Below are 25739 nucleotides of genomic sequence, written 5' to 3' on the forward strand. Positions count from 1 at the left end.
AAAACAAAAAACACTTTAAATATCTTTAAAGTGTTTTTTTATTTTTACCAAGTATATTTCAAGATCAAACGCGCATTAAATGGCGTTCCTGCTGTAAAATGAATTTCTTCCACAGGATCGGTCTCGTTTGCCAGTCTTGATTCGGTTAAGAATTGTGTTTCTTTCCATTTGGTATTGAAAATATTATCGATGTTTACACCAATTGAAACTTTCTTAATCTGATAATTTACAGAGAAATCGGTAATGCAATAGCCTTTTGCTATAACCGAATTGTCTTCGTTTGCTGGTCTGTCGCCTAAGAAACGAGTTCTTATACTTCCTGAAAATCCTTTTAAATCTTTAACTGAAATTCCGTTCATTAAAGTATTTTTTGGAGCCAATGGAAGATAATCGTTTCCTTTAGGCTCATCTATTGCTCTTGCGTGCGTGTACGTATAATCGGTATTCCAGAATAGCCAATTGGTCAATTGATATCTGAAACCAAAATCGAAACCTTTTCGTTCTGTTTTTCCGCTTGGTTCAACCACAGCTTCGTCTCCGACATACACAAATTCCTGCGCTAAATACAAATACCAGATTGCCGAATTAATAATCATGCGAGGAAATGGTTTCCAGTTGATTCCTAAATCTGCTCCGTAGGTTTCTGGAAGAATTTTTTCCCCTTTTTGCGCCACCACTACACGCGTATCATTGCTATGAAATCCTTTTCCTAATTTCAGAAAATAGTTTAATTTGTCATTTTGAGTATACAAAAAGTTTAGTTTCGGACTCACAATTGCTTTTGTCTGTGTCTGATTGGTATAAGTTGCCGCCAATTGATCTTCGTAACCAAATTTGAAATAATCTAAACGCAAACCTCCATTTACCAACCATTTTCCTGATGTGAAGTCCAAACTTGAATACGTAAATAAATTGGTCTGATTTACAGTCCCTAAACTCAAATAATCTAAAACTGTTTTTCTGTTTAAAGTATGCGATAATTCTACATCTTTATTATTATCGTTTCGAAGTCCAGCGCCCAATTTAAAACGCCATTGATTGTTTAATTTCTGATCATATTCTGACTGAAAACCTACAATCGTTCTATTTTCTTTCTGTTTAATCTGATCGCCGTTTACAGGATCATTCAAGAAAAATGTAAAATTAGAATACAGTTCAAAATCGTATTTACTTAAATATACGCTATTTTTAATGTGTGTATTGTCATCAATTTTGGCATCGTATTGCAGATTAAAATTGGTTCTATCTGTATTTCCTCCTTCATTTGGATCGATTGCTCCATAATGCGAAATAGTTCCGTCGTTTACAGCGCGGTCTGGAATCTGTCCGCTGGCATCCCATTGGCTTTTAAAATGTGAAACCGAAATAGCCAAACGATCTCCATTTTCCATTTTAGCATTGTATTTTCCAAATAGATTAATTCGGTTAAAGTTCTGTGGAGCATCAAAATAACCGTCGGTCATCATGTATTCTCCAGCAAAATAAGCCGACTGGTTTTCTTTATTCAATAAATTAAACATCGCAACGGTACGAAAAGTATCAAACTGTCCGCCCTCAAAAGAAATAGAGCTGTTTTGCAACGCATTTTTGGTATTAAAACCAACATATCCAGCGGTTGTAAAATCACCTTTATCTGCAAAATAAGCACCTTTATCAAAATCAATATTATCAACTGTTTCCGGAATCACAAAATGCAGATCAGAATAGCCTTGTCCGTGTGCGTGCGAAACCATATTTACAGGCATTCCGTCTACTGTAATATTAATATCGGTTCCGTGATCGCAGTCAAAACCTCTTAAAAAGATCTGTTCTGCTTTTCCGCCACCCGCATGCTGACCAATGAAAAGTCCTGGAACTTTTCGCAGTAAATCCTGAGAATTTGAAATAGGCTGAATTTCAAAATCGATTTTAGAAATGGTATTCAGATATTTTAGATTATTGCCAATCTTAACTTCTTCGAGCAAAAATGGCTTTTCTTCCAATTGAATAGAAAGAAAATCTAAAGAAGCTAATTTTAGTTTTTGAGTTAAAAATCCTTTTTTGGTAATAACCAGACTATCACTTATCTGTGTTCCTTCTAAGGTAAATTTTCCATTTACATCGGTATGTGCGTGTGTTTTTGAATTTAGATTTCGAATTAAAACTTCTGAAGATGCTTTTCCATCAGAGTCATTTACGATACCATTTAAAGATTGTGCATTAATAGAAAAAGAAAGAATAAAAAAGATAACTGCTGATAAAGATTTCATTGCTATTTTGATAACTTATTGGAATAATTTGAGCGCAAAAATAGCATAAAAAAGCGTTTTTTAGATTTATTCTAGTGAATCTGAAATATTCTTTGTCTTAGGATCATAAAGCATAGCCGTACATAAACAGTTCTTTCTTTCTTTGCTTAATAATATTGGACAATTGATACAGCTTTTGCAATTTTCCCAAAAAAGTTCATCGTTTGGTAATTCAGAATACGTAACGGGCTCAAAACCGAGTTCGTGATTCATTTTCATAACGGCAAGACCTGTCGTAAGACTGAAAATAAGCGCTTCGGGATATTTTTTATGGCTGAGCTCAAAGATTCTTCTTTTGATTTTTTTGGCTAAACCAGTGTGCCTAAACTCGGGTGCGACAATTAATCCAGAATTAGAAACAAATTTTCCATTTTCCCAAGAAGAAATGAAAGCAAAAGCTGCCCATTTTCCGTCTGGTGCAAATGCGATAATGGCTTCACCTTCTTTCATTTTTCTCTCAAGCAGTTCTGGCGGTCGGCCTGAAATGCCAGTTCCGCGGGCTTTGGCAGACAATAATGTTTCGTTGCAGATCTCGTTTATATAGAAAATATGTTTAGCAGTCGCTTCTTCAATAACGAAAGCATAAGATTCACAAATTTTTTCATTTAAAGAAAAAACAGCCGTATCGGTTCTGTCCTGGATGGTTTTCATACTATAGCATTAAACTATTTTAGCAATTAGCATAACTGTGATAAAAAGAACTACTGTAAATACCATTAAGTTGACGAATCGATCTTTGTTTCGTCTAGATTTATTTGAAAAATACGTTTTCGTGATTTCTTTATTTCTTTTGCTACTTGTTTTCATATTCTTTAAATATTTTTATAATTAAGGACTGGCTTAATAATCGGCAACATAAAAACAAAAGGCATGCCACAGCAACGCAACACGCAATAAACCACTCATTATAAAACAAATAACAAAAAATCAGTTTTAGTTAATTTGTAAAAACTTATCAAAATGATACGCTGATTTTCAAAATGAAAGGGATTCAAATAAAAAAGCCCTAAATCGAAATTTAGAGCTTTCTTTGATTTATATAATTGCTTGTAAATTAATCCCATTGATTGTTTTTAGAAATGGCAAATTTACCTGCTCCAGTAAAGAACAATGCAAGAGCGCCTAAAAAATACAGCATTAATAATTCTAGCGCATATCCTCCATGGTCACTAATTGAGAAAATTTCCTGACTATGCATTGTTGCAACCGCCACTAAGCAAGTTATTGCTAATAGAACTGCAGCAATTCTAGTTCTAAATCCTAATAAAATGGCAATTGGCGCTAAAACTTCTCCAATGTAAACTGCATATGCAAATGTTCCCATGTTTTCTACCAAGAACGAAATTCCGTGAATCAGTTTAGAAACACCATGAAAAAGCATTAATCCGCCAGTACTTAAACGCAATAGGAATAATCCAAGGTCTGTGTTTTTTGAAATCATAAATAATTTTTGTTTTAGGTTAAAAATTTATCCAAGTTGGGTTTGTAAGCCGACTAAAATACAAAATTTTCTTATTTAAAAACAATATTATTTAAAACAGTTCCAAATAACTATTCTAGGCTATCACAAAGCCGATTTTAAGCATTAAAACTTAATCGCAATCTTTCCGATTGTCTTTCCAGATTCCAAAAGTTCGTGCGCTTTCTTAAGATTTTCGGCTGTAAGTCCGTTTAAGGTTGTGTTTAATGTTGTTTTCAGAATGCCGTCATCCAATAAATCTGCTACTATATTCAAGATATTATGCTGTTCGATCATATCTTCTGTTTGATACATAGATCGTGTGTACATTAATTCCCAAGAAAAAGAAACACTTTTACTTTTCAGTTTTGTTAATGCAACTGGATCGCTTCCGCCTGTGATAGATGCAATATGTCCTTGCGGTTTAATCAATTCGACCATAGTATCCCAATAAGCATTGGTATCTACAAAATCTAGAATAAAATCAACATACTCAAAACCAGCTTCTCGAACAGAAGAAATCAAGTCTTTATGATCGACAACAAAGTCAGCTCCCTGCTGTTTGCACCATTCAATCGTTTCAGGGCGCGATGCTGTTGCGATAACAGTTAAACCTGCAATTTTCTTCGCCAATTGAATCGCAATCGAACCAACTCCGCCAGCACCGCCAATAATTAAAATCGATTTCCCTTTGTCTTTATCTGCCGTAATTCTGATTCTGTCAAATAAAATTTCCCAAGCAGTTAAAGCAGTTAATGGAATTACAACTGATTCTTCAATACTAAGTGATTTCGGTTTTCTACCGACAATTCTCTCATCAATAATCTGATACTCGGCATTGCTTCCTTGTTTGGTAATATCTCCAGCGTAATAAACGGAATCTCCTACTTCAAACAAAGTAACGTCTTGTCCGACAGCCTGAACGATTCCGACAGCATCCCAGCCAATGATCTTTGGAGTTTCTAAAACAGTATCTTTCGCACTATTTTGGCGAATCTTAAAATCGACCGGATTTACTGAAATTGCGTCAATTTTAACTAATAAATCGTGTGGTCCAGGAATTGGTTTTACGGCTTCAAATTCGATAAAACTTTCTGGGTTTTCTATGGGTAATGAGGTTTTAAATCCTATTGCTTTCATTTCTTTTTAATGTTTAAATTAAAATTGTACTACAAATATAAGACGAGTTGAAATCTCTTAATTGGTATATATTGAGCGTATATTTGTACATTTTTTTCAAAGATACTAAGGTTCTAAGTTGCTAAGAGACTAAGTTTTTTTACGCAGGTTTTATTTAATGCTTGCTAAGAAATTAAACACTTGTCGCAATAGCTATGGGGATTATGTATTTAAATAAAGCCTTAAATTTGCTAAAAATACTTCACTATGAATATCAGAAAAGCCGAAAAATCAGACTCAAAATATATTGCTCCTATATTATTATTAGCAATGGAAGATATCATCTATAAGTTTATTGCAAAAGAAGATTACGCTTCCGCGAAAGACTTTCTGCAGCATTTCGTCGAAAGTGAAAACAATCAGTATTCTTATCAAAACTGTTTTGTGGCTGAGGAAAACGACGAAATCATTGGCGCAGTAAACATTTATAACGGTGCAGACATCGAAGAATTACGAGCTCCTATTGTCGAATATGTTCGAAAACACCATAATCCTGACTTTGACCCAGAGTTTGAAACCCGTGCTGGAGAATACTATATTGACTCTTTAGGCGTGAATCCGAAATATCAGGGAAAAGGAATTGGTTCTAAATTATTGCAATTTTTGATTGATAAATACGTTCATAAAAATAAAGAGGTTTTAGGTCTGCTGGTTGAAGAAGACAATCCGAGTGCTAAAAAACTGTATTTAAAACTTGGTTTTAAGGTAGTTGGAAACAAAACTTTGGTTAAGAAGAACCTGGAACATCTTCAAATCAAAAATTAATTATAGAATGAAAAATATCACAATATTAGAAGCAGGTTTAATTTTAAGAATAGTTTTAGGAATCACAATGCTTTCGGCCGTAGCGGACCGATTTGGAGTTTGGGGCGCACCAGGATCTCACCAAGTTGCCTGGGGAAATTGGGAAAACTTTGTCATCTACACACAAACCCTAAATTCATTTGCCAACAAAGCCACAGCAGAAGTTCTTGCAGGAATTGCCACTTTCTTTGAAGTTTTACTGAGTCTGCTACTATTATTTGGTTTCAAAACCAGACTTGCCGCTTTAGGAACTGCTTTTTTAATGTTCTTTTTTGCTTTTGCAATGTCGGTTTCAGTTTCGGTAAAAGCGCCTCTTGATTATTCGGTTTGGACAAGTTGTGCCGCTGCTCTACTTCTTGCCAATATTGGAAAAACATCTTACGCAGTTGATAATAGAATATAGTTTTCGATAAAAGCGCTTTAGAAACTTTGTCAAAGTTTTAAAACTTTGACAAAGTTAATCGCTTTGAAAAGTTCCGTTTAATAAACATCTGTTCACATCTTTTTTTTGAAATAAATTCGCTTTGGAAACTCATCCTCAATACTTTCTTCCAAATCAAATTCTTCGTAATTTAATAATCGTAATATTTCGATCAAAGCAGTATCTACGGCAAAAGCTTTCACCCAAATTAGATCATGTTTTCGTTGAGAAGCAATTTCTTCAGCACGCTTAATGAGTACTTTCAAATCTTCTTCATCAAAATAAATAATCTCGCTTAGATTAATTGCTTTTGACGCTCCTAGATTTTCGTTTAATATTCTTGACGAATCTAGCTTTAAATAAGATTGAGGCATTTCGCCAAAATATGCCATGAGAATTTCTATCGAAAAATCATTCTGAATTTTAAACAATTCTTTTTGAGAAAGATGCTGTTCTACATATTTTTCTCCTAAATCTTTTTCCTTAAATAAATTGGTATAAAACTGAACGGCCTTGTCTTCCATCCAAAAGACATTATCGTTAATTATGACAACAAATTTTGCAATTTTACTCATTTCTTTTGTTTTATAATAAAAGAGCAAAGTTGCATTGATTATTAACGTCAAAAAAGGGCTAAACGCCTTCAAATTTGTGCAAAATGTCGGAAAGTGGATTTTAATCGGTTTGTTTTTTTCGATATTCTAAAGGAGAAATTCCTTCGTAGTTTTTAAAGAATCGTCCAAAAACAGATTGGTCAGAAAAATGCAGCAAATCACTTATCTGATTTATTGATATCTTTTTATTCTGCAATAAAACTTTGGCTTCCAAAATTACCATTTCGTTAATCCAGTCACTTGCCGTTTTACCGCTGTGTTTTTTAATAACTTCAGACAAATATTTTCGACTTACATTCAATTCATCGGCATAATGCTGAACCGATCTAAAATTCAAGAAATCTTTAAAAAGAAGCTCTCTAAATTTTTCAAATAAAGTATTCTGTATTTCTGTAGAGCTTTTTTCTATCTGAATAGCATCGATCTCGTAAATCAAAATATAAAGATAACTCCTTAAAATAGAAGCTTGATGTGTAGACTTGCCTTCTGATGCTTCTTTAATCAAATTAAAAATACGTTCAAATTTATCTTCGTCTGCATTTGCAAGCTGAGATAAATGATTATGACTATTTTCAAAGAAATCATATTGGGCAAGAAAAAATACATTTGCCTGATTTTCGAGAAAGAAATGCGGTTTAAAGAATATAATATCGATTAAAATTTCATCATCATTTTTAGAAAAACTTCTAATGACAGATGGTCCCAAAGTAATAATGGCAGGAGCATGAACTACTTTTCTCTCAAGTCCAGTCTGCACGATTATACTTCCTTTTCTTAGAAACTCAATTGCATAACTTTCGGCACGATAAGGCTCACTGATATAAGGATGTTCGCTAGTCTGGATATAGAAATATTCTTTCTGATCTGCATGAGAAAACAAACTCTTATGATGCGTTAAGGAATAAGTGAGGATTTTGTTCTTCAATACTGCTCTTTTTGATAATCATTGTATTTTTCAAATATACCGTTTTTTTAGTCTTCAGTATTCAGTCGCAGTCTCAGTGTTCAGTCTCAGTCGCAGTATTCAGTCTCAGTTAGCTTTAGAGTTGAGAAGCTTTGTCAAAGTTTTAAACTTTGACAAAGCTAGATTTTCTTAACATAAATACTGAATACTGCGACTGCGACTGAACACTGCGACTGCATACTGAGACTGAATACTAAAACATTTTTAAGGTATATTTAAGTTCATGAACAAATATGTATTCGTAAATTAGCAAATACAAAAACATATCCTAAATGACAATAATTACCTTTACGCTTATAATGATTCTGGGGGCTTTTTTAGCAGGTTTTATCGGTTCATTATCAGGCTTAGGAGGCGGTATCATTATTATTCCGCTTCTTACGATTATTCTCGGTGTCGATATTCATTATGCCATTGGAGCTGCTTTGGTCTCCGTTATCGCCACTTCTTCAGGTTCGGCCGCTGCTTATGTAAAAGAAGGAATTACTAATATGAGAATGGGGATTTTTCTCGAAATCGCCACTACTATCGGAGCAGTTTGCGGAGCATTGCTTTCTACTATTGCTCCTACTTCTTTTATTGCCGTTTTATTCGGTTTGACGCTGATTTTCTCTGCAATTAATTCGCTTCGAAAAAAAGAAGAACACATTGTTTTAGAATCTAGTCCCCTGGCTAAAAAACTTAAATTAGACGGAACTTACCCTTCTCACGATGGTGAAGTCATAAAATACGGAACTAAAAATGTACTTGGCGGTTTTAGTATGATGGGAGTTGCCGGAATGATGTCTGGCCTTCTCGGAATTGGTTCTGGCGCTTTTAAAGTAATTGCAATGGACAATATTATGCGTGTTCCTTTTAAAGTTTCAACTACAACCAGTAATTTTATGATGGGCGTTACAGCAATGGCAAGTTCTGTAATTTATATTCAAAAAGGATATATTGAGCCAGGAATCTGTATGCCGGTTGTAATTGGAGTTTTGTTTGGAGCTATGGCTGGAGCCAAAATCTTAGTGCGAACAAACCCAAAAAAATTGAGAATATTTTTTGCCTGCCTGATTTTTGTTTTGGCAATAAACATGATTTATAACGGACTAAATGGAAAAATCTAATATGGTACAGGAAGAAAAATTTGGAGAAAAAGATTTTCAGACAATCATAGGAAACCTACTTCGTTACGGAGTTTGGATTTCGTTATCAGTAGCTTTTATTGGCGGAATTGTCTATTTAATTCATAACGGAAGCCAGATCGAAGATTATTCTGTTTTTAAAGAAAACGATCGAAATATATTTGAAGTAATTGCCGCTGTTTACAACGGTGCAATTCAAGGAAACGGTGAATCATTGATATTTGCAGGAATTATTTTCTTATTTATGACACCTGTTTTGCGTGTATTGCTTTCGTTGTTTTCGTTTTTATTGGAAAAAGATTATTTATATGTCGGCATTACATTGATTGTAATCATGATTATCATTATTAGTATATCATTTGGTTTCTCACATTAATTGGCTGTAAGCCAAGAGCTTTAAGCTATACGCTCCAAAAATGCCTAAAGCTTAAAGCCTATTGCCTAAAGCAAAAAAAATAATATCGCTCTAGGCTATAAGCCGTAAGCTTTAGGCTTTCTAAAATGCTTACAGCCTATAGCATAAAGCTTAAAGCTAAAAAATTATGGAAATAGGAATAGATAGTTTTGCTTCGGCAATGTACGGCGATAACAACACTCTGAGCAGTGTTGATGCCATGGAACAGCTTTTGCAAAGAATTGAATTTGCAGATCAGGCTGGTCTTGATGTTTTCGGAATTGGAGAACATCATAAAAAAGAGTTTTTAGATTCTGCTACGGCTGTTATTTTGAGTGCCGCGGCGGCAAGGACAAAAAACATCCGACTGACAAGTGCTGTAACTGTTTTAAGCGCTGCAGATCCTGTGAGGGTTTATCAGAGTTTTGCAACTTTAGATTTAATTTCGAAAGGAAGAACTGAAATTGTTGTCGGTCGCGGTTCTGCCATTGAAGCTTATCCCCTTTTTGGATATGATTTGAGGGATTATGATGCTCTTTTTAAAGAAAAACTCGAACTGCTTCTTCAAATTAGAGATAATGAATTTGTTTCTTGGGAAGGAAAATTTCGTCCTGCTTTAAATAACTTACCAGTTTACCCAAGAGCTTTACAAGAGAAATTACCTATTTGGCTTGGTGTTGGCGGAACTCCGGAATCTTTTATCAGAGCGGGTTCGTTGGGACTTCCGTTAATGGTTGCTGTTATTGGCGGACAAACACATCGTTTTAAACCTTTAGTTGATTTGTATAGAGAAGCAGGAAAAGCTGCGGGTTTTAAACCTAACGAATTAAAAGTTGGTTTGCATTCACCCGGATATGTAGGAGCATCAACAGAAAAAGCAATCGAAGAATATTATCCTGGTTACGCTGAATTATGGACTAAATTAGGATACGAAAGAGGTTGGCCTCCTGTAACAAAAGGCAAATTTGACGGTTTAATTGATGATTTAGGTGTTCTCATTGTTGGAGGTCCAGAAAGAGCTGCAGAAAAAATCCTTAGACATAGCGAAGCGCTTGGCGGCGTAGATCGTTTTACATTTCAAATGGATAATGCTGGATTGACACACAAACAGTTAATGAATGCTATTGAATTGATTGGAACAAAACTGATTCCGTTGATTAAGAAAGGATAGTTTTTTGCCACTCCCGATAGCTAACGGGATACACAGATTAAAAGGATTTTTTTTTAAAATTGAATAGCGTCCAGCTTTAGTTGGATGAAAACATAAAACAAAAATTAAAGGCTTTAGCCAAACATTACTAGTTTGGCTAAAGCCTTTTGACTTTTAAAATTACAAACCTCCAGTTAAAACTGGAGGCAATTCATAAAAATATAGATTTTCAAGCCTTTGTTCCTTTGAGCCTTAGCACCTCAGAACCTTTATTTAGAATTTATAAGTAACACCAACTCTAAAATTTCTTGGAGCTTCAGCCTGCCAGTAATAAGCATTTAACCAACTGTAGTATGAACCGCTATATAAATATTTATCTAAGATATTGAATACGTTTGCAGTAACTTTGATTTTACCAGTTTCATAAGATAAACCTCCATCCAATTTAAAGTAAGAAGGCAATTTTTGAAGACCTTCGCTCCAAGTATCTGTCTGGCGTCCGTCAAGGAAAGTTCCTCCAATAGAAGCACCAAAACCTTTTAATTTTCCATGCTGCAATGTGTAATTTAACCATGCATTTGCTGTATGTTTAGCATAACCTGGAACAACGTCTCCTACATTAATACCATTAGCTGCAGAAACAGCTGGATCAACTTTAGTTACAGTTGACTCTGTAAATGCGTAATTTGCAATAAGATTTAGACCATCAAAGATTTTTCCTCTAACATCAAATTCAACACCGCGAGCTCTTTTTTCACCCAAAACAATTTTATACTGTTCATTTGGCTGATTACTAGGATCTGCTGTTAACTCATTCTTCTTTAAGATGTTGTAAACAGATAAACTTGTATTCCAAGAACCGTCAAACCAATCTTTTTTAAGTCCAAATTCTAAATTATTTCCTGTAAGAGGTTTTACATCGCCACTTCTTACTACACCCGATTGAGGTGTAAAAGCTTGATCATATAACCCGTAAACTGCAAAATCATCAGTAATAGAATAACTTAAACCAGCACGAGGCGTAATATGACTATCCTCAATTGGTTCTGCCTCATAGCTGCTAGTTTGGCTAATCCAAGTATATCTTGCAGCAAGAGTCAATCTTAATTTATTTTCTAAAAAGCCAAGCTCATCTTGAACATAACCAGCTGCATACTTCGAACCGTAAAGTCCACCTGCTCTCTGGCTTAGAGGCGTTTTATGGTCAAACAGAGGCAAACCATTTGATGGCGTACCATAATTTGGATTATACACATTAAACGGATTATCAACCGTATCTAAATCATGCGATTGTCCCCAATCTGCCATATAATCTTTGCTTCCTAAATCTACTCCACCCAACACTTTATGAGAAACACTTCCTGTACTGAATTTTCCATTTACAAAAATCTGTCCTAAATACATATTACTTTCGGCATCCCAAATACCAACATTTCTGATAATCTCACCAGCAGCAAGATTTCCTTCAGGAACACCATCAAAATTTCTATCAACTGGTCCAGGACCAACAACACCTGGCCAAGAGCTGTATCCTTGCTGAAGGTATTTAAAATAAGACGTTTGTGCTGTAAGTTTCCAATTTTCGTCAAACTTATGTTCGAATTGCAAATAACCACTATGATCTTGAATGTTTGTATCTGGCAATCCTGGCTGTGTCATTGTAAAATTGCGAGGTAAAGTTGCATAACCTCCTGATTGTGGTCCAAAAACATAGTAAGAACCTACTTCAGTCATATTTGCATATTGAAAGTTGTATTCAAATGTCAATTTTGTTTTATCATCAATCTGATATGAAATTACGGGTGCAATTACGTAACGGTCGTTATGCTCAAACGGACGGAATGAACCTTTCTTTTGTGCAGCTCCGTTGAATCTGTATAATAATTTTCCTTTTTTATCTAATTTCCCGTCAAGATCAAGACTTACTCTGTAAAAATCGTAGCTTCCGCCAAGTACACTTACCTCACCTTTTGTAACTCCCGTTGGCTTTTTGGTCACCACATTATACAATCCGCTTGGGTCACCGCTAGAAAGCATAAACCCAGCTGGTCCTTTTACAAACTCGATATGATCTACAAAACTCATATCTTCTGTTAATGGCCCCCAGAAAGAAGAAACCACGTTAAATCCGTTTCTAAAAGCTTGAATTTGAGAACCTCTCATAGTAATATTCGTATACAAATCTCCCCAGTGTTCCAAACGTACAGCACCACTTACGTTACGGATTACACCGTCGCTCATACTTGTAATCTGCTGGTCTTTTAAAGTCTGACTACTTACAATTTGTATATTTTGAGGAATTTCTAAAACTGGAGTCTGAAGGCGCAATGACAATGAAGGTTTATCTTGCTTGTATTTATTCTTTTTAATTACCACTTCATCAAGATCTTCCTGGCTTTCTGAAAGAGAAAAATTCTTAGTCGTAGTTTGTTTAGAATTTACTACAATTTTATCTTCAATAGGCTGAATTCCTACTCCATTTAATACGATAGTGTACGTTCCTGGTTTTACATTTTTAATTTCATAATGTCCTGAAACCGTTGTAATATCTGAATATTTAGTTCCTCTTAAAGCCACAGCAATATTTTCTGCTGGTTTATTTCCACTCAAAGAAACTTTTCCGTTTACAGTTCCAAGCTGTTGCGCCATCATATTTAATGAGCTCAAAAGCAGCACAAAAAAATAAACTCTGGCATTCATAATTATTTTCATTTGGTTTTGATTTTAAATTGAGCGACAAAAGTATGTGCTAATCTCAACTTATCCAAATTATTTTAATTCATTCTAAATAAATATATAGTTTTATGACAAACTCATCATTAAATTTGAAAATCATTGTTTCTAAGTTATTTCCTGATAATATTAATCTAGATTAAGTTTCAAACCGAAATCTATTTTTATCTTTATACTTCTAAATTTAGAAAACTAAAAACAAATAACTTCCTGATATGAAATCAAATACAATAAGAAAAGTTGCCATTGTGGGCTATAACAGAATTCCCTTTGCAAGAGCTAATACAGCGTATTCTAATGTGGGAAACAAAGAAATGATGACCGCATCTCTCAATGGTCTTATTGATAAATACAATCTGAAAGGGAAATTATTAGGTGAAGTTGCTGGAGGTGCTGTAATTAAACATACTTACGATAATAATCTAATTCGCGAATGCGTGATGCAAACAAGCCTAGATCCTGCAACACCAGCGTGCGATTTGCAACAAGCTTGTGATACTGGAATTGAAAGCGCTATTTATATTGCCAATAAAATTGCCCTCGGACAGATAGATTCTGGAATCGCTGGCGGTGTAGATTCTATCAGCGATATACCAATTGCGGTGAGTGAAAAACTTCGAAAAATATTGCTAGATGCACGAAAAGCAAAATCATTGGGCGAAAAAATTAAAACCTTTTTAAAACTTCGTCCGAAAGATTTATCTCCATTAGTTCCTCGAAACGAAGAATCGCAAACTGGACTTTCTATGGGCGGACATACTGAAATTACTGCAAAATATTATAAAATTTCTCGCGAAGAGCAGGATGAATTTGCTTTAAAAAGTCATCTGAATATGGCAAAAGCATACGACGAAGGATTTTTTGATGATATGATTACTCCTTTTAATGGCTTAGAAAAAGATAATAACCTAAGAAGAGACAGCACAATTGAAAAATTGGCGAAACTAAGTCCCGCTTTTGATAAAGCAAACGGAACTTTGACAGCAGGAAATTCAACGCCGCTAACAGACGGAGCTTCTTGTATTCTTTTAGCTAGCGAAGAATGGGCAAAAGAACAAGGACTTCCTATCTTCGCGTATATTACTTTCGCGGAAATTGCTGCAATTGAATATGTTAAAAATCAACAGAATCTTCTGTTAGCACCTTTGTTTGCTGCTTCAAGAATGTTGGAGAAAGCAGAATTAAATCTGCAAGATTTTGACTATTATGAAATTCACGAAGCTTTTGCAGCTCAGACTTTAGCAACTTTAAAAATTTGGGAAAGTCCAGAACTAAGTGCTGAAATAGGTTTAAAGAAAACTTTAGGAGCAATTGACCGAAACAAACTAAATGTAAAAGGAAGCAGTTTAGCAGCCGCTCACCCATTTGCCGCAACTGGCGGAAGAATTATTGGCGTAATGGCAAAACTTCTTAACGAAAAAGGATCTGGAAAAGGCCTAATTTCAATCTGTGCCGCAGGCGGTCAAGGCGTAACAATGATAATCGAGAAATAATCCTTTATATTTTTCAAAGCATTTCAATTTAAAAATATAAATCTGCTAAATCTGCGGGAGTAAATTTTGATCGCAGATTTAGCAGATTTTTTTATACTTATTAATTAAAACTGGTTTTAACTGCAAACAAATAAAATATACTTAAAGTTCATTTTTAGATTAAATAAATTCATACAAAAACAACTAAATATCAATATTTTATCCTATATTTAGTTTTCTATTAAGCTTTTGTATGAATTCATTTTAAACCACTAAAAATGATGGAATCAAAAATACCCGAAGGTCCTCTTGAAGATAAATGGAGTCTTTACAAGTCTAAAGCCAAACTGGTCAATCCTGCCAACCGAAAAAAACTAAATATTATAGTAGTCGGGACAGGTCTTGCGGGCGCTTCATGTGCGGCTTCTCTAGCTGAACAAGGCTATAACATAAAATCTTTCTGTTTTCAGGATTCTCCAAGACGTGCGCATTCTGTTGCAGCTCAAGGCGGAGTAAACGCTGCTAAAAACTACAAAAATGATGGCGATAGCACGTATCGAATGTTTTATGACACTATAAAAGGTGGTGATTTTAGATCTCGTGAAGCCAATGTTTATCGTTTAGCTGAATGTTCTGCACATCTTATAGACCACGCAGTTGCACAGGGTGTTCCATTCGCAAGAGAATATGCAGGTTATTTAAACAACAGATCTTTTGGAGGTGTTCAAGTTTCTCGAACTTTTTATGCGAGAGGCCAAACTGGACAGCAGCTTCTATTGGGAGCTTATCAAGCCTTAGAACGTCAGGCGTCTTTAGGAAAAGTTGATTTGTATACTCGTCACGAAATGCTTGAACTCGTTGTTATTGATGGCAAAGCCAAAGGAATAATTGCACGAAATCTTGAAACTGGCAAACTAGAACGCCACGCTGCTGATGCTGTAGTTTTGGCTTCTGGCGGTTACGGAAAAGTATATTATCTGTCTACTTTGGCCATGGGCTGTAACAGCTCGGCACTTTGGAGAGCACATAAAAAAGGCGCTTATATGGCTGGTGTAAGCTGGATTCAGTTTCATCCTACTTCACTTCCACAACATGGTGAAAACCAGTCAAAATTGACTTTAATGTCGGAATCGCTTCGAAATGACGGACGCATCTGGGTTCCGAAAAAAGCGGAAGATGATCGAAATGCAAATGCTATTCCCGAAGAAGAACGTGATTATTACTTAGAACGCCGTTATCCTTCATTTGGAAATCTCGCTCCAAGAGATATTTCGTCAAGAGCAGCAAAAGAAAGAATTGATGCTGGACACGGCGTTGGGCCAATGAAAAATGCTATTTATCTCGATTTCTCGGATGCCATAAAAGCGCAAGGAAAAGATAAAATCGAAGCCAAATACAGTAATCTTTTTGCTATGTATGAAAAAATTACAGGCATAAACGCTTACAAAGAACCGATGCTCATCTCCCCTTCTGCACATTTCACTATGGGCGGACTTTGGGTTGATTATGAACTTATGACCACAATTCCTGGGCTATTTGCTTTAGGCGAAGCCAATTTTGCCGATCACGGTGCGAATCGTCTGGGGGCCAATTCACTATTGCAAGCTTGTGTTGACGGCTATTTCATTGCGCCTTACACCATTCCGAATTATTTGGCAGGCGAATTGAATTTACCGAAATCTGAAATTTCGCATCCAGCATTTGAGGAAGCTGAAAAAACAGTAAGAAGACAATTGGATCGCTTTTTACATACCAATGGAACGCTTTCAGCAGATTATTTCCATAAAAAAATCGGACGCCTTTTGTATGAAAAATGTGGTCTTTCGCGAAGCAGACAAAAACTAGAGGAAGCTTTAATCGAAATTCGCGAACTGAAAGCTTCATTTGAAAAAGATCTCAGAATTACAGGCGACAATACTTTAAACAGCGAACTTGAAAAAGCAGGCCGAATTGCCGATTATATCGAATTAGCCGAATTAATGTGTTACGATGCCTTACAACGCGAAGAATCCTGCGGTGCACACTTTAGAGAAGAATATCAAACCGCCGACGGAGAAGCTGTTCGTAACGATGCTGAATTCTGTTATGTTTCGGCTTGGGAATGGAAAGGTTTAAATAACGAACCCGAACTCCACAAAGAACCTTTGTCATTTGAATCGGTAGAACTTGCAGTGAGAAGCTATAAATAATGGTGAATATTAATTGTGAATTGTTAATGGTAAATTATTAATTCACAATAAGCATTTATAATTAACAATTCATAATTAACAATTATCTATGAAACTTTATCTAAAAATATGGCGACAGTTTAATTCTTCTACAAAAGGAGAAATGACCGATTATGAAATTGATGGAGTGTCTGAACACATGTCGTTTCTAGAAATGTTAGATCTTTTGAACGAATCTCTTATTCAAAATGGCGAACGTGTTATAGAATTTGATCATGATTGCCGTGAAGGAATCTGTGGGCAATGCGGCGTCATGATAAACGGACGCGCTCACGGACCTTTAAAAAATACTACAACCTGTCAGCTTCATATGAGAAGTTTTAAAGATGGAGACACTATTTATATTGAGCCTTTTCGCGCTAAAGCTTTTCCTGTTTTACGTGATTTAAAAATTGACCGAAAAGCATTTGATACTATCATAGCTTCAGGAGGTTTTATAGGAGCTTCAACAGGTCAGGCGCCAGAAGCAAATAGTATTCCGATTTCATACGAAACCGCCGAAGCAGCCTTTGATGCTGCAGCCTGTATTGGTTGCGGAGCGTGTGTGGCTTCATGCAAAAATGCCAGCGCAGCTTTGTTTGTTGGTGCCAAAATAACGCATCTGGCGCTTTTACCACAAGGTAAATTGGAAGCTCCTAAACGTGCTGTTTCTATGGTAAAACAAATGGATGAAGAAGGTTTTGGAGCGTGCTCTGATACAAGAGCCTGCGAAATCGAATGCCCGCAGGGAATTTCGGTGCTTTCAATTGCTAAAATGAATTTAGAATATATGAAGGCTTTGACTTTTAGGAAGTAAATGAGTGAATTTCTCGCAAAGACGCAAAGTCGCAAAGTCTTTATTTCTTTTTTAATTTTTTTAAGTTTTAAAACTTTGCGACTTTGCGTCTTTGCGAGATTAAATATATTTTAAATACATTACGCTTATCCTTCGACTTTGCTCAGGAAGACAAACAGCATTAGCCATTTTTCAAAAAAAAACTTTGCGACTCTGCTCCCGATAGCTATCGGGATTGCCAGACTAAAAAAGCTTAGTGTCTTTGTGCCTTAGTGGCAAAAAAACTTAAACCGTAAAATAAGGCGTCAAAATATCTTCAAAATTGTATAATCCCTTTTCTTTCTCTTTTAAATTTTCGGCAACAAAAATAACTCCGTTTCCAAAAGCTTCCCTCGAAATCGATTCGTGAATTAAACGCACAGTTTGAAACGGAAAACCAAAAATAACTTCGTGTTTTCCGACAATTCCTCCTGCCCTAACCGAATTTATATTTTCTTTATCAACGTCTAGCGCTTCGGCAATTTTTACGGCTGTTCCAGAGGTTCCTTGTTTGGTTTTAAAATGTTCTTCGTTTACTTCGATATCAACCCAAGGTGCAATTTTCTTTAGAAATTTAGCGGCAAATAATAAATAGTTAACTCCCAAAGTAATATTTGGCGACCAAAATACTGTGGTCTTTTTTGCCAGCTTTTTCAGGAAATCCAGTTCTTTATCTTTATAATGTGAAATGGCCGAAATGATTTTGATATTTTTCTTCGCTGCCACTTCTCCGTATGTATAAATTCCTTGATGTGATGAAAAATCAATAATTACATCAACAGGATGCTTTTCTAATAATTCTTCGATAGAAGTTTTAGAACTAGAATAGATTAAGCCGGGTTCTTCTGACTGGACTCCAAAAAATTCTGGAACCGATCTGTGTTCTAAAACCGTACTTTGGCGTAAAACCCATTCTAAACAGAATTTTTTATTTTCTAATAATATTGAAGCTACTGATTTTCCAGTTTTTCCGAATCCGATTAATCCTATTTTCATAAGCATTTATTTTTTTATGAGCGAAAGTGCTCGGTTGAAAATATTGATATTTAAGAAGTCAATATCAATTCTAATTTTAAAGAATTCAGACCGTTTTTGAAACCGCCTGTTCATAAAAATAGGAAAATCATAACAGAATTGCCAACAAAAACTTCGTTTTATAACAATAAAATTTTTTATTAATAAGATTTTATATGTTAATACAAATTCAGCTTATCTAATTTTACACATTAATCGCTTTTATAAATTATTCAATTTAATATGTTAAAAAATGGTTTTAAAAAATCAATTACAGAAGATACAAGTAAACAAATTTTGACTAGATTTATGGCCTGATACCCCAAATAAATATCAGTAAGTAATGGCCTACAACAATAATGGACTGCTTCGTTTTTTAGATGCTCAAAATAAATTGTATTTGACAGCTCTGGACGAAATCAAGAATGGTAAAAAAGAATCTCCTTGGATGTGGTTTATATTTCCGCAGATAAAAGGAATGGGTTCTAGCGATACTTCCAAGTTTTACGAAATCAAAAATGCAGATGAAGCTATTGCGTTTCTAGAACACCCAATTTTAGGAAAACATCTTGTAGAAATCACTTCTGAACTTATCAAAAAGGAAGAAAATGTTTCTGATATTTTTGAAAGTATTGACGTAGAAAATCTTCAATCTTGCATGACATTGTTTGCCAGTGTTCAAAATACAGAACCTATTTTTCAGGAAGTGCTTCACAAACATTTTGACGGTTCGTCCGATTTTCATACACTGCAATTATTGTATAGTAATCTTTGATGTTAAATTTAGAGCAATAAATCTCAAAATCTCCCAAACCCTTTTCGATATAAAATGGGCTTTTTTTTATTTCTAAATTTCATCTTTTCAATATATTTGTGGTCAACCAAACTTATACGCCATGCCATTATTAATTATTTCAAAAACCACAAATTATGAAAAGAAGTTTCTTCTTGCTCTTTCTTTCGGCAATCACCTCTTTAGGCATTGCTCAAAGTAAAAACTCGAATTCTAAACCGAATATTATTATCATCAACATGGATGATATGGGTTATGGCGACACAGAACCGTATGGAATGACTGGAGTCAATACTCCACATTTTAATCAAGTTGCCGAAGAAGGAATGCGTTTAACCAATTTTAATGCTGGACAGGCTATTTGCACTGCCTCAAGAGCGGCTTTGCTAACAGGCTGTTATCCAAACAGAATCGGAATGTCGGGCGTATTGCTTCCGGGTGCCAAACACGCTTTAAATCCAAACGAAGAAACCATTGCAACTCTTTTAAAGAAAAACGGATACAAAACTGCCAATTATGGAAAATGGCATTTAGGAAATGAACTTCCATACTGGCCAACTAATTATGGTTTTGATGAGTTTTTTGGGATTCCGTATTCTCATGATGTATGGCCAATTGATTATGACGGTTATTCAAAAGTCACTGATGCAAAAGATATGCGCTCGAGCTTTCCTCCGCTTCCATTAATCAGCAACACAACTACTATTGATACAATAGAAAATATAAAAGATGCTTCAAAATTAACGACTCTTTTTACCGAAAAAGCGATTGGCTTTATTCAAAAAAATAAAAAAGATCCTTTCTTTTTGTATCTGACTCATCCTCTACCTCACGCACCTTTGGCGGTTTCAGACAAATTTAAGGGAAAAAGCGATTTAGGTCTTTTTGGGGATGTAATAATGGAATTAGATTGGTCAATTGGCGAAATCATAAACACATTGGACAAAGAAGGAATTGCAAAAAATACCATTCTGATTATAACGAGCGACAATGGTCCGTGGCTTGTTTTTGGTGACAATGCAGGTTCTTCAGGAGGCTTTAGAGAAGGAAAATCAACTACTTGGGAAGGTGGTACGAGAGTTCCGTTTTTAATTCGATGGCCAGGCAAAATAAAAAATGGCACTGTAAACAGTTCTCTTATGACCAATATGGATTTACTGCCTACAATTGCTGCCATAACAGGAGCTTCATTGCCTAAAAATCAAATTGACGGTTTGAATTTTCTTCCTGTTCTAACTGGAAAAACAGCTTCTGGTCCGAGAGAAGTTTTTTATTACTATTTTGGCGTTGGAAGCAACAACTTAGAAGCCATCAGATACAAACATTGGAAACTGGTTTTCCCTCACAAAGGCACAACCTACAACAAAAAACTGCAAGGAAAAGACGGCTATCGCGGTGAAGGCGCTTCCGCAGAATTTCCGTTGGCGCTTTACGATTTAGCACACGATCCTGGAGAAGTTCGCGATGTACAGCAATTGTATCCCGAAATAGTAGCCGAAATTCAGAAAATTGCAAATACTGCGAGAGAAGATCTTGGCGATGATTTAAATAATAAGGTTGGAAAGAACATTAGAAAACCTGCCACATATTAAAACAAAAAAAGTCCGACCGCAATCGGGCTTTTTTTTGTTTGAAAGCAAAGATTATAAAATGAAAGTTTTTTCGATAATCATACAACAATGTCAGTTTGTCTTTTTGTAACTTTAATAAAATATTTAGAGATGCAATTTAACTCCAATCAATAATTATTTACTATGTTTTTATTGAGACATAAAATACCTCTTTAACCTTGATGCTATTGGCATTTCTTAAATTTGACTAGAACTTAAAAGGAACTTTTTTCTTTTATAAAAATTTACTGTAATGAGAATAGATCAGATACAAATCAAAACAAACGATATACAAAAAACGAAAGCATTTTATGAGAACGTTTTTGGACTTTTCATCTTGGAAAATGACCAAAAATCGATAACATTTCAGGCTGGAACTTCTATTTTGAAATTTGTCGAAGATAAAGAGTTTAATTCCATATATCATTTTGCTTTCAATATTCCAGAAAATCAGCTTGAAGAAGCCATTCAATGGTGCAAAGACAAGGTCGAATTAATTGTTTTGGAAGATAAAAGTGTAGTTACTAATTTCGAAAATTGGAATGCACATTCTATTTATTTCTTTGATCACAACGGAAATTTACTGGAATTCATTGCCCGACATGATCTTAATAACGAACAAGTTGGCGAATTTAATTCTGCATCCATTTTAAGTATAAGCGAAATCGGAATTGTTACGGAAAGTCCATTACAATTAGGAAATCAATTAATAGAAGAACATGGGCTTCACTTCTTTTCTCAAAATACAAATACCGATAAATTTGCTGCAATTGGCGATCATGAAGGTTTGTTGATTCTAGTACAGCCTACTAGAAATTGGTATCCTACTCAAATTCCTTCTGAAAGTAATCCAACTGAAATTACTTTAGAAAATGATGAAAATATAATTAATCTGAAATTTTAAATCAAAAAGCCCAATTCAGCTGAATTGGGCTTTTGTTATTTTATATGACAGATTTAAAACTTCATCCTCTGAATTCTAACCGCATTCAAAATTGCTAATAATGCTACTCCAACATCAGCAAAAACAGCTTCCCACATGGTAGCAAGTCCGCCCGCGCCAAGAATTAAGACAAAAGCCTTAACCACAAATGCTAAAGTAATATTCTGCCAGACAATCTTTTTGGTTTGTTTCCCGATATTAATTGCCATTGCAATTTTACTTGGTTTATCATCCTGAATTACAATATCTGCAGTTTCTATGGCAGCGTCGCTTCCTAATCCTCCCATTGCAATTCCTACGGTACTTAACGCAATTACAGGCGCATCATTTACACCATCTCCCACAAAGGCAATAGTTTCGTTCTTAGCTTTAATTTCGTTGACTTTATCCACTTTATCTTCTGGAAGTAAGTCACCAAAAGCTTTCGTTATTCCGAGTTTATCAGCCACAAATTGAACAACATTCGCTTTATCTCCGCTTAACATAGTCAATTTTACTCCTAAAGATTTTAGTTTAGAAACAGTTTCTTTGGCGTCTTCTTTAATTTCATCAGCAATAGTTAAATAACCAGCAAATTTACCTTCGTAAGCAATCGCAATTGTGGTGTACACTATCGAAGAGGGATCAATATCATACGAAATCGAATATTTATCCAACAATTTAAAATTCCCTACATGCAATTCTTTTCCGTTATAAAAAGCTTTTAATCCGTGCCCTGAAATTTCTTGAATATCTTTTAATTCTACGGAAGAATCAATTGGTCCAACATGATTATGGATTGCTGTTGCCACAGGATGCGAACTTTTATTTTCTAAAACATTGATCAGTTTTAATATTTTGTCTTTATCAAATTCAGGTTTTATAATAACTTCTTGAACTTTAAAAACACCTTCAGTCATAGTTCCGGTTTTGTCTACCACTACATTCTGGATTGTCGAAATACTGTCAAGGAAATTACTGCCTTTAAACAAAATTCCGTTTCTGCTTGCAGCACCGATACCGCCAAAATATCCAAGCGGAATACTGATAACCAAAGCACAAGGACAGGAAATCACAAGGAAAACCAACGATCTATAAAGCCAATCTGTAAAAACATAATTATCAACAAAAAGCATTGGGATTATGCAAATTGCAATTGCAAGAAATACCACAATTGGCGTATAGATTTTAGCAAACTTTCTAATAAACAATTCCGCAGGCGCTTTTTTTGTTGTGGCATTTTGCACCAATTCCAAAATTTTAGACAATTTACTATCACTATAAGCAGTTGTTACTTTTACTTCGGCGATTGTATTGCCGTTTATCATTCCCGCTAAAACAGTTTCACCTTTCTTCTTGGTATCTGGTTTACTTTCTCCTGTTAGAGCTGCTGTATTAAACGAAGCTGAATCTGATAATAATTCGCCGTCCAAACCAAGTTTTTCTCCCGCTTTTAGCTGAATAATAGCTCCGATCTGAACGTCTTTAGCTTTGACTTTTATTGCAACATTATTTTTTAATATATGTACCTCATCGGGACGCTGATCCAGCAGATTTTTAATGCTTGATTTTGCTCTGTTAACCGCCATTCCCTGAAAAGTTTCGCCAATGGTATAAAACAGCATAACAGCAACACCTTCTGGATATTCGCCAATCGCAAAAGCTCCAATTGTAGCAATGCACATTAGGAAAAATTCAGAAAAAACATCTCCTTTTACAATGCTTTCATACGCTTCTCTTAAAACTGGAAGCCCAACTGGTAGATACGCAATCGCATACCAAGCTATTCTAACATATCCTGTAAACCAATCTTTCGGAAAGTAATTATCAAAACCAATTCCGATTAGCAATAAAACAAAAGATATAATAGATGGCAGAAACAGTTTAAACCAACTCCCTTCTACATTGTGTTCATGGTCATGACCTCCGTGATCGTGCCCATCATTATCAGAGTGCACAGGTTCGTCATGCGAACAACAGCACGAAGGTTTGGCTTTATTTTTTACACTTTTTATTTCTTTATCTTGATGTATCATTTTTTTAGTTTCATGTTTCAAGTTTCATGTTTTTGCTGTTCTGAAACTCTGTTTAAATAATGTCCTAAATTTAAGCATTTTGTGGGAAAGTTTATTGCCGCAAAGGCACTAAGCCCCTAAGTTTTTTTTTAAAGCCAAAAGATTTAATCTCGCAATCCCGATAGCTATCGGGAGCAGAGTCGCAAAGTTTTTTTGCCACAGATTTAAAGGATTAGAAGGATTTTAAAAAATCTACTAAATCTGTACAGAATAAAAATCATGTTAATCCTTTAAATCTGTGTCAGAACTTATTTTTCAATTTCCGCCAGCTTTAGCTGGAGGCAACTCAAATTAAGTTCATTAAATGTGTTTGAAAAAAACTTTGCGTCTTAGCGACTTTGCGAGCAAATTTCACTCCAGCATAAAAAAAACTTAGGGTTTAGTGCCTCCGTGGCAAAACCAACTAGTGCGTATGTTCTCCTCCGCCCTTCATTGCAGAAAGCAGATAAAATGCGCCTTTCGTTACAATTTTGGCATTAGCTGGAATATCATTTACAAACTTCACTTCGGTAAAACCTAAATCGGTTGTTCCTGGCATAATTTCGATAGCTTTAAAATGAATTTCTTTTTCGTGAGCTTCTTCCTTTTCGCCTGCTGCATGCTCGTGTTTTTCTTCTGCATGTTCTGTTTCTTCAACAAAAACAAAATACTTGTCTGCATTTTTGACTACTGCATCTTTTGGTAACGCTGGAACAGTTGCATTCACTATATTGATATTCGCCGAAACATACATTCCCGGAATCAGTCCTTTTGCGTCAGCAGGATCAATTTTGGCATGTACAGCAACGGTTTTACTTTCGTTGGAAAAAGATTTATTGATTCCGAAAATCTTTCCTTTAATGGATTTATTGGATTGATTGGTTAAGACAAAGTCAATTACTTGACCAATCGAAATCGAACCTAAATCTTTTTCATATACATTCAAATCCAAATGCATCTGACTGTTGTCTACCACTTCAAAAAGCGAAACTCCTGTGTTGGCAAAAGCTCCTTTGGCAATGTTGATTTTCCCAACAAAACCATTTATAGGCGAAACAATTGGCACAACCGATGTCGTTCCTTTTGTATTGACATGCAAAGCATCGAGTTTGTTTTTTGCGGCTTGTGCACGAGCTCTCTCGGCAGCTAGTTTTGCTTTTACTTCCTGAAAAGTTTTTCTCGGATTGACATTTTCGTCGCTCAGCGTTTTCTGACGATTGTATTCCAATTGCAGATATTCCACATTTGCAACGGCTGACTGATAATCTTCTTGCATGCCGATAACTTCCAGATTCTGAATCGTTGCTAAAACTTTTCCTTTGTTTACATACGTTCCTTCCAAAACAAAAATGTCTTTTACTGTTCCGCCAATTAAAGTCGAAACTTCAGCCGAATTTTGTGGCGGAACTGTCGTATAACCATTTGCTTTAATGATTTTATTCAGATTGCGATCTTCTACAGAACCTGTTTCAATTCCGACTGTTTTGTATTGAGATTCTGTTAAAGCTACTTCTGTAGTTGACTTTTCTTCTTCCTGTGGTTCTTCGGCTTTCTTTTCGTTACAACTTGTTAAGGTAACCGCAAAGAGCGCAAAGGTTCCGCAAAGCACGCTAAGTTTAATTTCCTTGCGGACTTCGCGTTTTTTCTTTGCGAACTTTGCGGTTAAATCTTCGGTTAAACTTTTAAATATATTTTTCAT

21 protein-coding genes are annotated in these 25739 nt (G+C 35.2%); 11 read left to right on the forward strand and 10 right to left on the reverse strand.

What is annotated here, in order from left to right; genetic code table 11:
- Positions 1 to 44: 44 nt before the first annotated feature.
- From DMB71_RS21175 to DMB71_RS21190, 4 genes are all read right to left on the reverse strand, one after another.
- Positions 45 to 2249, reverse strand: coding sequence for a TonB-dependent receptor (locus DMB71_RS21175; protein WP_111369599.1), 2205 nt, complete (start codon positions 2247 to 2249; stop codon positions 45 to 47).
- Between the two features lie 66 nt (positions 2250 to 2315).
- Positions 2316 to 2939 carry a GNAT family N-acetyltransferase gene (locus DMB71_RS21180; RefSeq protein WP_111369600.1) on the reverse strand — a complete coding sequence of 208 codons (624 nt, stop codon included), beginning with the start codon at positions 2937 to 2939 and terminating at the stop codon, positions 2316 to 2318.
- Positions 2940 to 3342: 403 nt separating this feature from the next.
- Complete coding sequence (locus tag DMB71_RS21185) at positions 3343 to 3729, reverse strand: DoxX family protein (protein WP_111369601.1); 387 nt, start codon at positions 3727 to 3729, stop codon at positions 3343 to 3345.
- 144 nt (positions 3730 to 3873) lie between these two features.
- Positions 3874 to 4887 (reverse strand): zinc-binding alcohol dehydrogenase family protein, encoded by a 1014-nt coding sequence (locus DMB71_RS21190; protein WP_111369602.1) that lies wholly within the window; start codon positions 4885 to 4887, stop codon positions 3874 to 3876.
- A 246-nt stretch (positions 4888 to 5133) separates the two neighbouring features.
- Between DMB71_RS21190 and DMB71_RS21195 the strand changes: the two genes are divergently transcribed.
- Together DMB71_RS21195 and DMB71_RS21200 are read left to right on the forward strand one after the other, a co-directional pair.
- On the forward strand, positions 5134 to 5691 hold the full coding sequence (locus DMB71_RS21195) for a GNAT family N-acetyltransferase (protein ID WP_111369603.1): 558 nt from the start codon (positions 5134 to 5136) through the stop codon (positions 5689 to 5691).
- Between the two features lie 7 nt (positions 5692 to 5698).
- Entirely contained in the window at positions 5699 to 6133 is a 435-nt protein-coding gene (locus DMB71_RS21200; protein ID WP_111369604.1) for a DoxX family membrane protein, read from the forward strand.
- A gap of 92 nt (positions 6134 to 6225) precedes the next feature.
- Here DMB71_RS21200 and DMB71_RS21205 read toward each other — a convergent pair whose 3' ends face one another.
- Positions 6226 to 6726, reverse strand: a complete 501-nt coding sequence (locus DMB71_RS21205; protein ID WP_162614863.1) for a hypothetical protein — start codon at positions 6724 to 6726, stop codon at positions 6226 to 6228.
- A 100-nt stretch (positions 6727 to 6826) separates the two neighbouring features.
- The gene (locus DMB71_RS21210; protein ID WP_111369606.1) at positions 6827 to 7690 is read right to left on the reverse strand and encodes a helix-turn-helix domain-containing protein; all 864 of its coding nucleotides are present in this window, start codon (positions 7688 to 7690) and stop codon (positions 6827 to 6829) included.
- A 311-nt stretch (positions 7691 to 8001) separates the two neighbouring features.
- Between DMB71_RS21210 and DMB71_RS21215 the strand changes: the two genes are divergently transcribed.
- The 3 genes from DMB71_RS21215 to DMB71_RS21225 all read left to right on the forward strand — a co-directional run bounded on the left by DMB71_RS21215 (position 8002) and on the right by DMB71_RS21225 (position 10421).
- Positions 8002 to 8838 (forward strand): sulfite exporter TauE/SafE family protein, encoded by an 837-nt coding sequence (locus DMB71_RS21215; protein WP_111369607.1) that lies wholly within the window; start codon positions 8002 to 8004, stop codon positions 8836 to 8838.
- Entirely contained in the window at positions 8825 to 9232 is a 408-nt protein-coding gene (locus tag DMB71_RS21220; RefSeq protein WP_111369608.1) for a DUF1634 domain-containing protein, read from the forward strand. Before DMB71_RS21215 ends, DMB71_RS21220 begins: the two co-directional genes overlap by 14 nt.
- 166 nt (positions 9233 to 9398) lie before the next feature.
- Positions 9399 to 10421 (forward strand): LLM class flavin-dependent oxidoreductase, encoded by a 1023-nt coding sequence (locus DMB71_RS21225; protein WP_111369609.1) that lies wholly within the window; start codon positions 9399 to 9401, stop codon positions 10419 to 10421.
- A gap of 252 nt (positions 10422 to 10673) precedes the next feature.
- Here DMB71_RS21225 and DMB71_RS21230 read toward each other — a convergent pair whose 3' ends face one another.
- A complete protein-coding gene (locus DMB71_RS21230; protein ID WP_111369610.1) occupies positions 10674 to 13112 on the reverse strand; it encodes a TonB-dependent receptor in 2439 nt (812 codons plus the stop codon).
- A 236-nt stretch (positions 13113 to 13348) separates the two neighbouring features.
- Here DMB71_RS21230 and DMB71_RS21235 point away from each other — a divergent pair, with 236 nt between their 5' ends.
- From DMB71_RS21235 to DMB71_RS21245, 3 genes are all read left to right on the forward strand, one after another.
- Positions 13349 to 14626, forward strand: coding sequence for an acetyl-CoA C-acetyltransferase (locus tag DMB71_RS21235; protein ID WP_111369611.1), 1278 nt, complete (start codon positions 13349 to 13351; stop codon positions 14624 to 14626).
- A gap of 257 nt (positions 14627 to 14883) precedes the next feature.
- Entirely contained in the window at positions 14884 to 16794 is a 1911-nt protein-coding gene (locus tag DMB71_RS21240; RefSeq protein ID WP_111369612.1) for a fumarate reductase/succinate dehydrogenase flavoprotein subunit, read from the forward strand.
- Between the two features lie 88 nt (positions 16795 to 16882).
- Positions 16883 to 17629, forward strand: coding sequence for a succinate dehydrogenase/fumarate reductase iron-sulfur subunit (locus tag DMB71_RS21245; protein ID WP_111369613.1), 747 nt, complete (start codon positions 16883 to 16885; stop codon positions 17627 to 17629).
- Between the two features lie 264 nt (positions 17630 to 17893).
- On the opposite strand, the gene DMB71_RS21250 is transcribed toward DMB71_RS21245, so the two are convergent.
- Positions 17894 to 18643: a 4-hydroxy-tetrahydrodipicolinate reductase gene (locus DMB71_RS21250; RefSeq protein ID WP_111369761.1), complete on the reverse strand. Its 750-nt coding sequence runs from the start codon at positions 18641 to 18643 to the stop codon at positions 17894 to 17896.
- Between the two features lie 361 nt (positions 18644 to 19004).
- On the opposite strand from DMB71_RS21250, the gene DMB71_RS21255 reads away from it, so the two are divergent.
- The 3 genes from DMB71_RS21255 to DMB71_RS21265 all read left to right on the forward strand — a co-directional run bounded on the left by DMB71_RS21255 (position 19005) and on the right by DMB71_RS21265 (position 21968).
- The gene (locus DMB71_RS21255) at positions 19005 to 19436 is read left to right on the forward strand and encodes a DUF1810 domain-containing protein (RefSeq protein WP_111369614.1); all 432 of its coding nucleotides are present in this window, start codon (positions 19005 to 19007) and stop codon (positions 19434 to 19436) included.
- Between the two features lie 155 nt (positions 19437 to 19591).
- Positions 19592 to 21046: a sulfatase family protein gene (locus tag DMB71_RS21260; protein WP_111369615.1), complete on the forward strand. Its 1455-nt coding sequence runs from the start codon at positions 19592 to 19594 to the stop codon at positions 21044 to 21046.
- Positions 21047 to 21317: 271 nt separating this feature from the next.
- A complete protein-coding gene (locus DMB71_RS21265; RefSeq protein ID WP_111369616.1) occupies positions 21318 to 21968 on the forward strand; it encodes a VOC family protein in 651 nt (216 codons plus the stop codon).
- Between the two features lie 53 nt (positions 21969 to 22021).
- On the opposite strand, the gene DMB71_RS21270 is transcribed toward DMB71_RS21265, so the two are convergent.
- Positions 22022 to 24022 carry a heavy metal translocating P-type ATPase gene (locus tag DMB71_RS21270; protein WP_111369617.1) on the reverse strand — a complete coding sequence of 667 codons (2001 nt, stop codon included), beginning with the start codon at positions 24020 to 24022 and terminating at the stop codon, positions 22022 to 22024.
- 442 nt (positions 24023 to 24464) lie between these two features.
- A complete protein-coding gene (locus DMB71_RS21275; RefSeq protein ID WP_111369618.1) occupies positions 24465 to 25739 on the reverse strand; it encodes an efflux RND transporter periplasmic adaptor subunit in 1275 nt (424 codons plus the stop codon).

The sequence above is a fragment of the Flavobacterium tistrianum genome (assembly GCF_003254545.1).
Taxonomy (GTDB): domain Bacteria; phylum Bacteroidota; class Bacteroidia; order Flavobacteriales; family Flavobacteriaceae; genus Flavobacterium; species Flavobacterium tistrianum.

Bases quoted from the DNA above. Each gene is read 5' to 3' on its own strand.
- DMB71_RS21185 (WP_111369601.1), bottom strand. From the start codon at position 3,729: ATGATTTCAAAAAACACAGACCTTGGATTATTCCTATTGCGTTTAAGT.
- DMB71_RS21240 (WP_111369612.1), top strand. From the start codon at position 14,884: ATGATGGAATCAAAAATACCCGAAGGTCCTCTTGAAGATAAATGGAGT.
- DMB71_RS21275 (WP_111369618.1), bottom strand. From the start codon at position 25,739: ATGAAAAATATATTTAAAAGTTTAACCGAAGATTTAACCGCAAAGTTC.
- DMB71_RS21220 (WP_111369608.1), top strand. From the start codon at position 8,825: ATGGAAAAATCTAATATGGTACAGGAAGAAAAATTTGGAGAAAAAGAT.
- DMB71_RS21190 (WP_111369602.1), bottom strand. From the start codon at position 4,887: ATGAAAGCAATAGGATTTAAAACCTCATTACCCATAGAAAACCCAGAA.
- DMB71_RS21260 (WP_111369615.1), top strand. From the start codon at position 19,592: ATGAAAAGAAGTTTCTTCTTGCTCTTTCTTTCGGCAATCACCTCTTTA.
- DMB71_RS21255 (WP_111369614.1), top strand. From the start codon at position 19,005: ATGGCCTACAACAATAATGGACTGCTTCGTTTTTTAGATGCTCAAAAT.
- DMB71_RS21195 (WP_111369603.1), top strand. From the start codon at position 5,134: ATGAATATCAGAAAAGCCGAAAAATCAGACTCAAAATATATTGCTCCT.
- DMB71_RS21200 (WP_111369604.1), top strand. From the start codon at position 5,699: ATGAAAAATATCACAATATTAGAAGCAGGTTTAATTTTAAGAATAGTT.
- DMB71_RS21265 (WP_111369616.1), top strand. From the start codon at position 21,318: ATGAGAATAGATCAGATACAAATCAAAACAAACGATATACAAAAAACG.
- DMB71_RS21230 (WP_111369610.1), bottom strand. From the start codon at position 13,112: ATGAAAATAATTATGAATGCCAGAGTTTATTTTTTTGTGCTGCTTTTG.
- DMB71_RS21180 (WP_111369600.1), bottom strand. From the start codon at position 2,939: ATGAAAACCATCCAGGACAGAACCGATACGGCTGTTTTTTCTTTAAAT.
- DMB71_RS21250 (WP_111369761.1), bottom strand. From the start codon at position 18,643: ATGAAAATAGGATTAATCGGATTCGGAAAAACTGGAAAATCAGTAGCT.
- DMB71_RS21225 (WP_111369609.1), top strand. From the start codon at position 9,399: ATGGAAATAGGAATAGATAGTTTTGCTTCGGCAATGTACGGCGATAAC.
- DMB71_RS21205 (WP_162614863.1), bottom strand. From the start codon at position 6,726: ATGAGTAAAATTGCAAAATTTGTTGTCATAATTAACGATAATGTCTTT.
- DMB71_RS21235 (WP_111369611.1), top strand. From the start codon at position 13,349: ATGAAATCAAATACAATAAGAAAAGTTGCCATTGTGGGCTATAACAGA.
- DMB71_RS21175 (WP_111369599.1), bottom strand. From the start codon at position 2,249: ATGAAATCTTTATCAGCAGTTATCTTTTTTATTCTTTCTTTTTCTATT.
- DMB71_RS21215 (WP_111369607.1), top strand. From the start codon at position 8,002: ATGACAATAATTACCTTTACGCTTATAATGATTCTGGGGGCTTTTTTA.
- DMB71_RS21245 (WP_111369613.1), top strand. From the start codon at position 16,883: ATGAAACTTTATCTAAAAATATGGCGACAGTTTAATTCTTCTACAAAA.
- DMB71_RS21270 (WP_111369617.1), bottom strand. From the start codon at position 24,022: ATGATACATCAAGATAAAGAAATAAAAAGTGTAAAAAATAAAGCCAAA.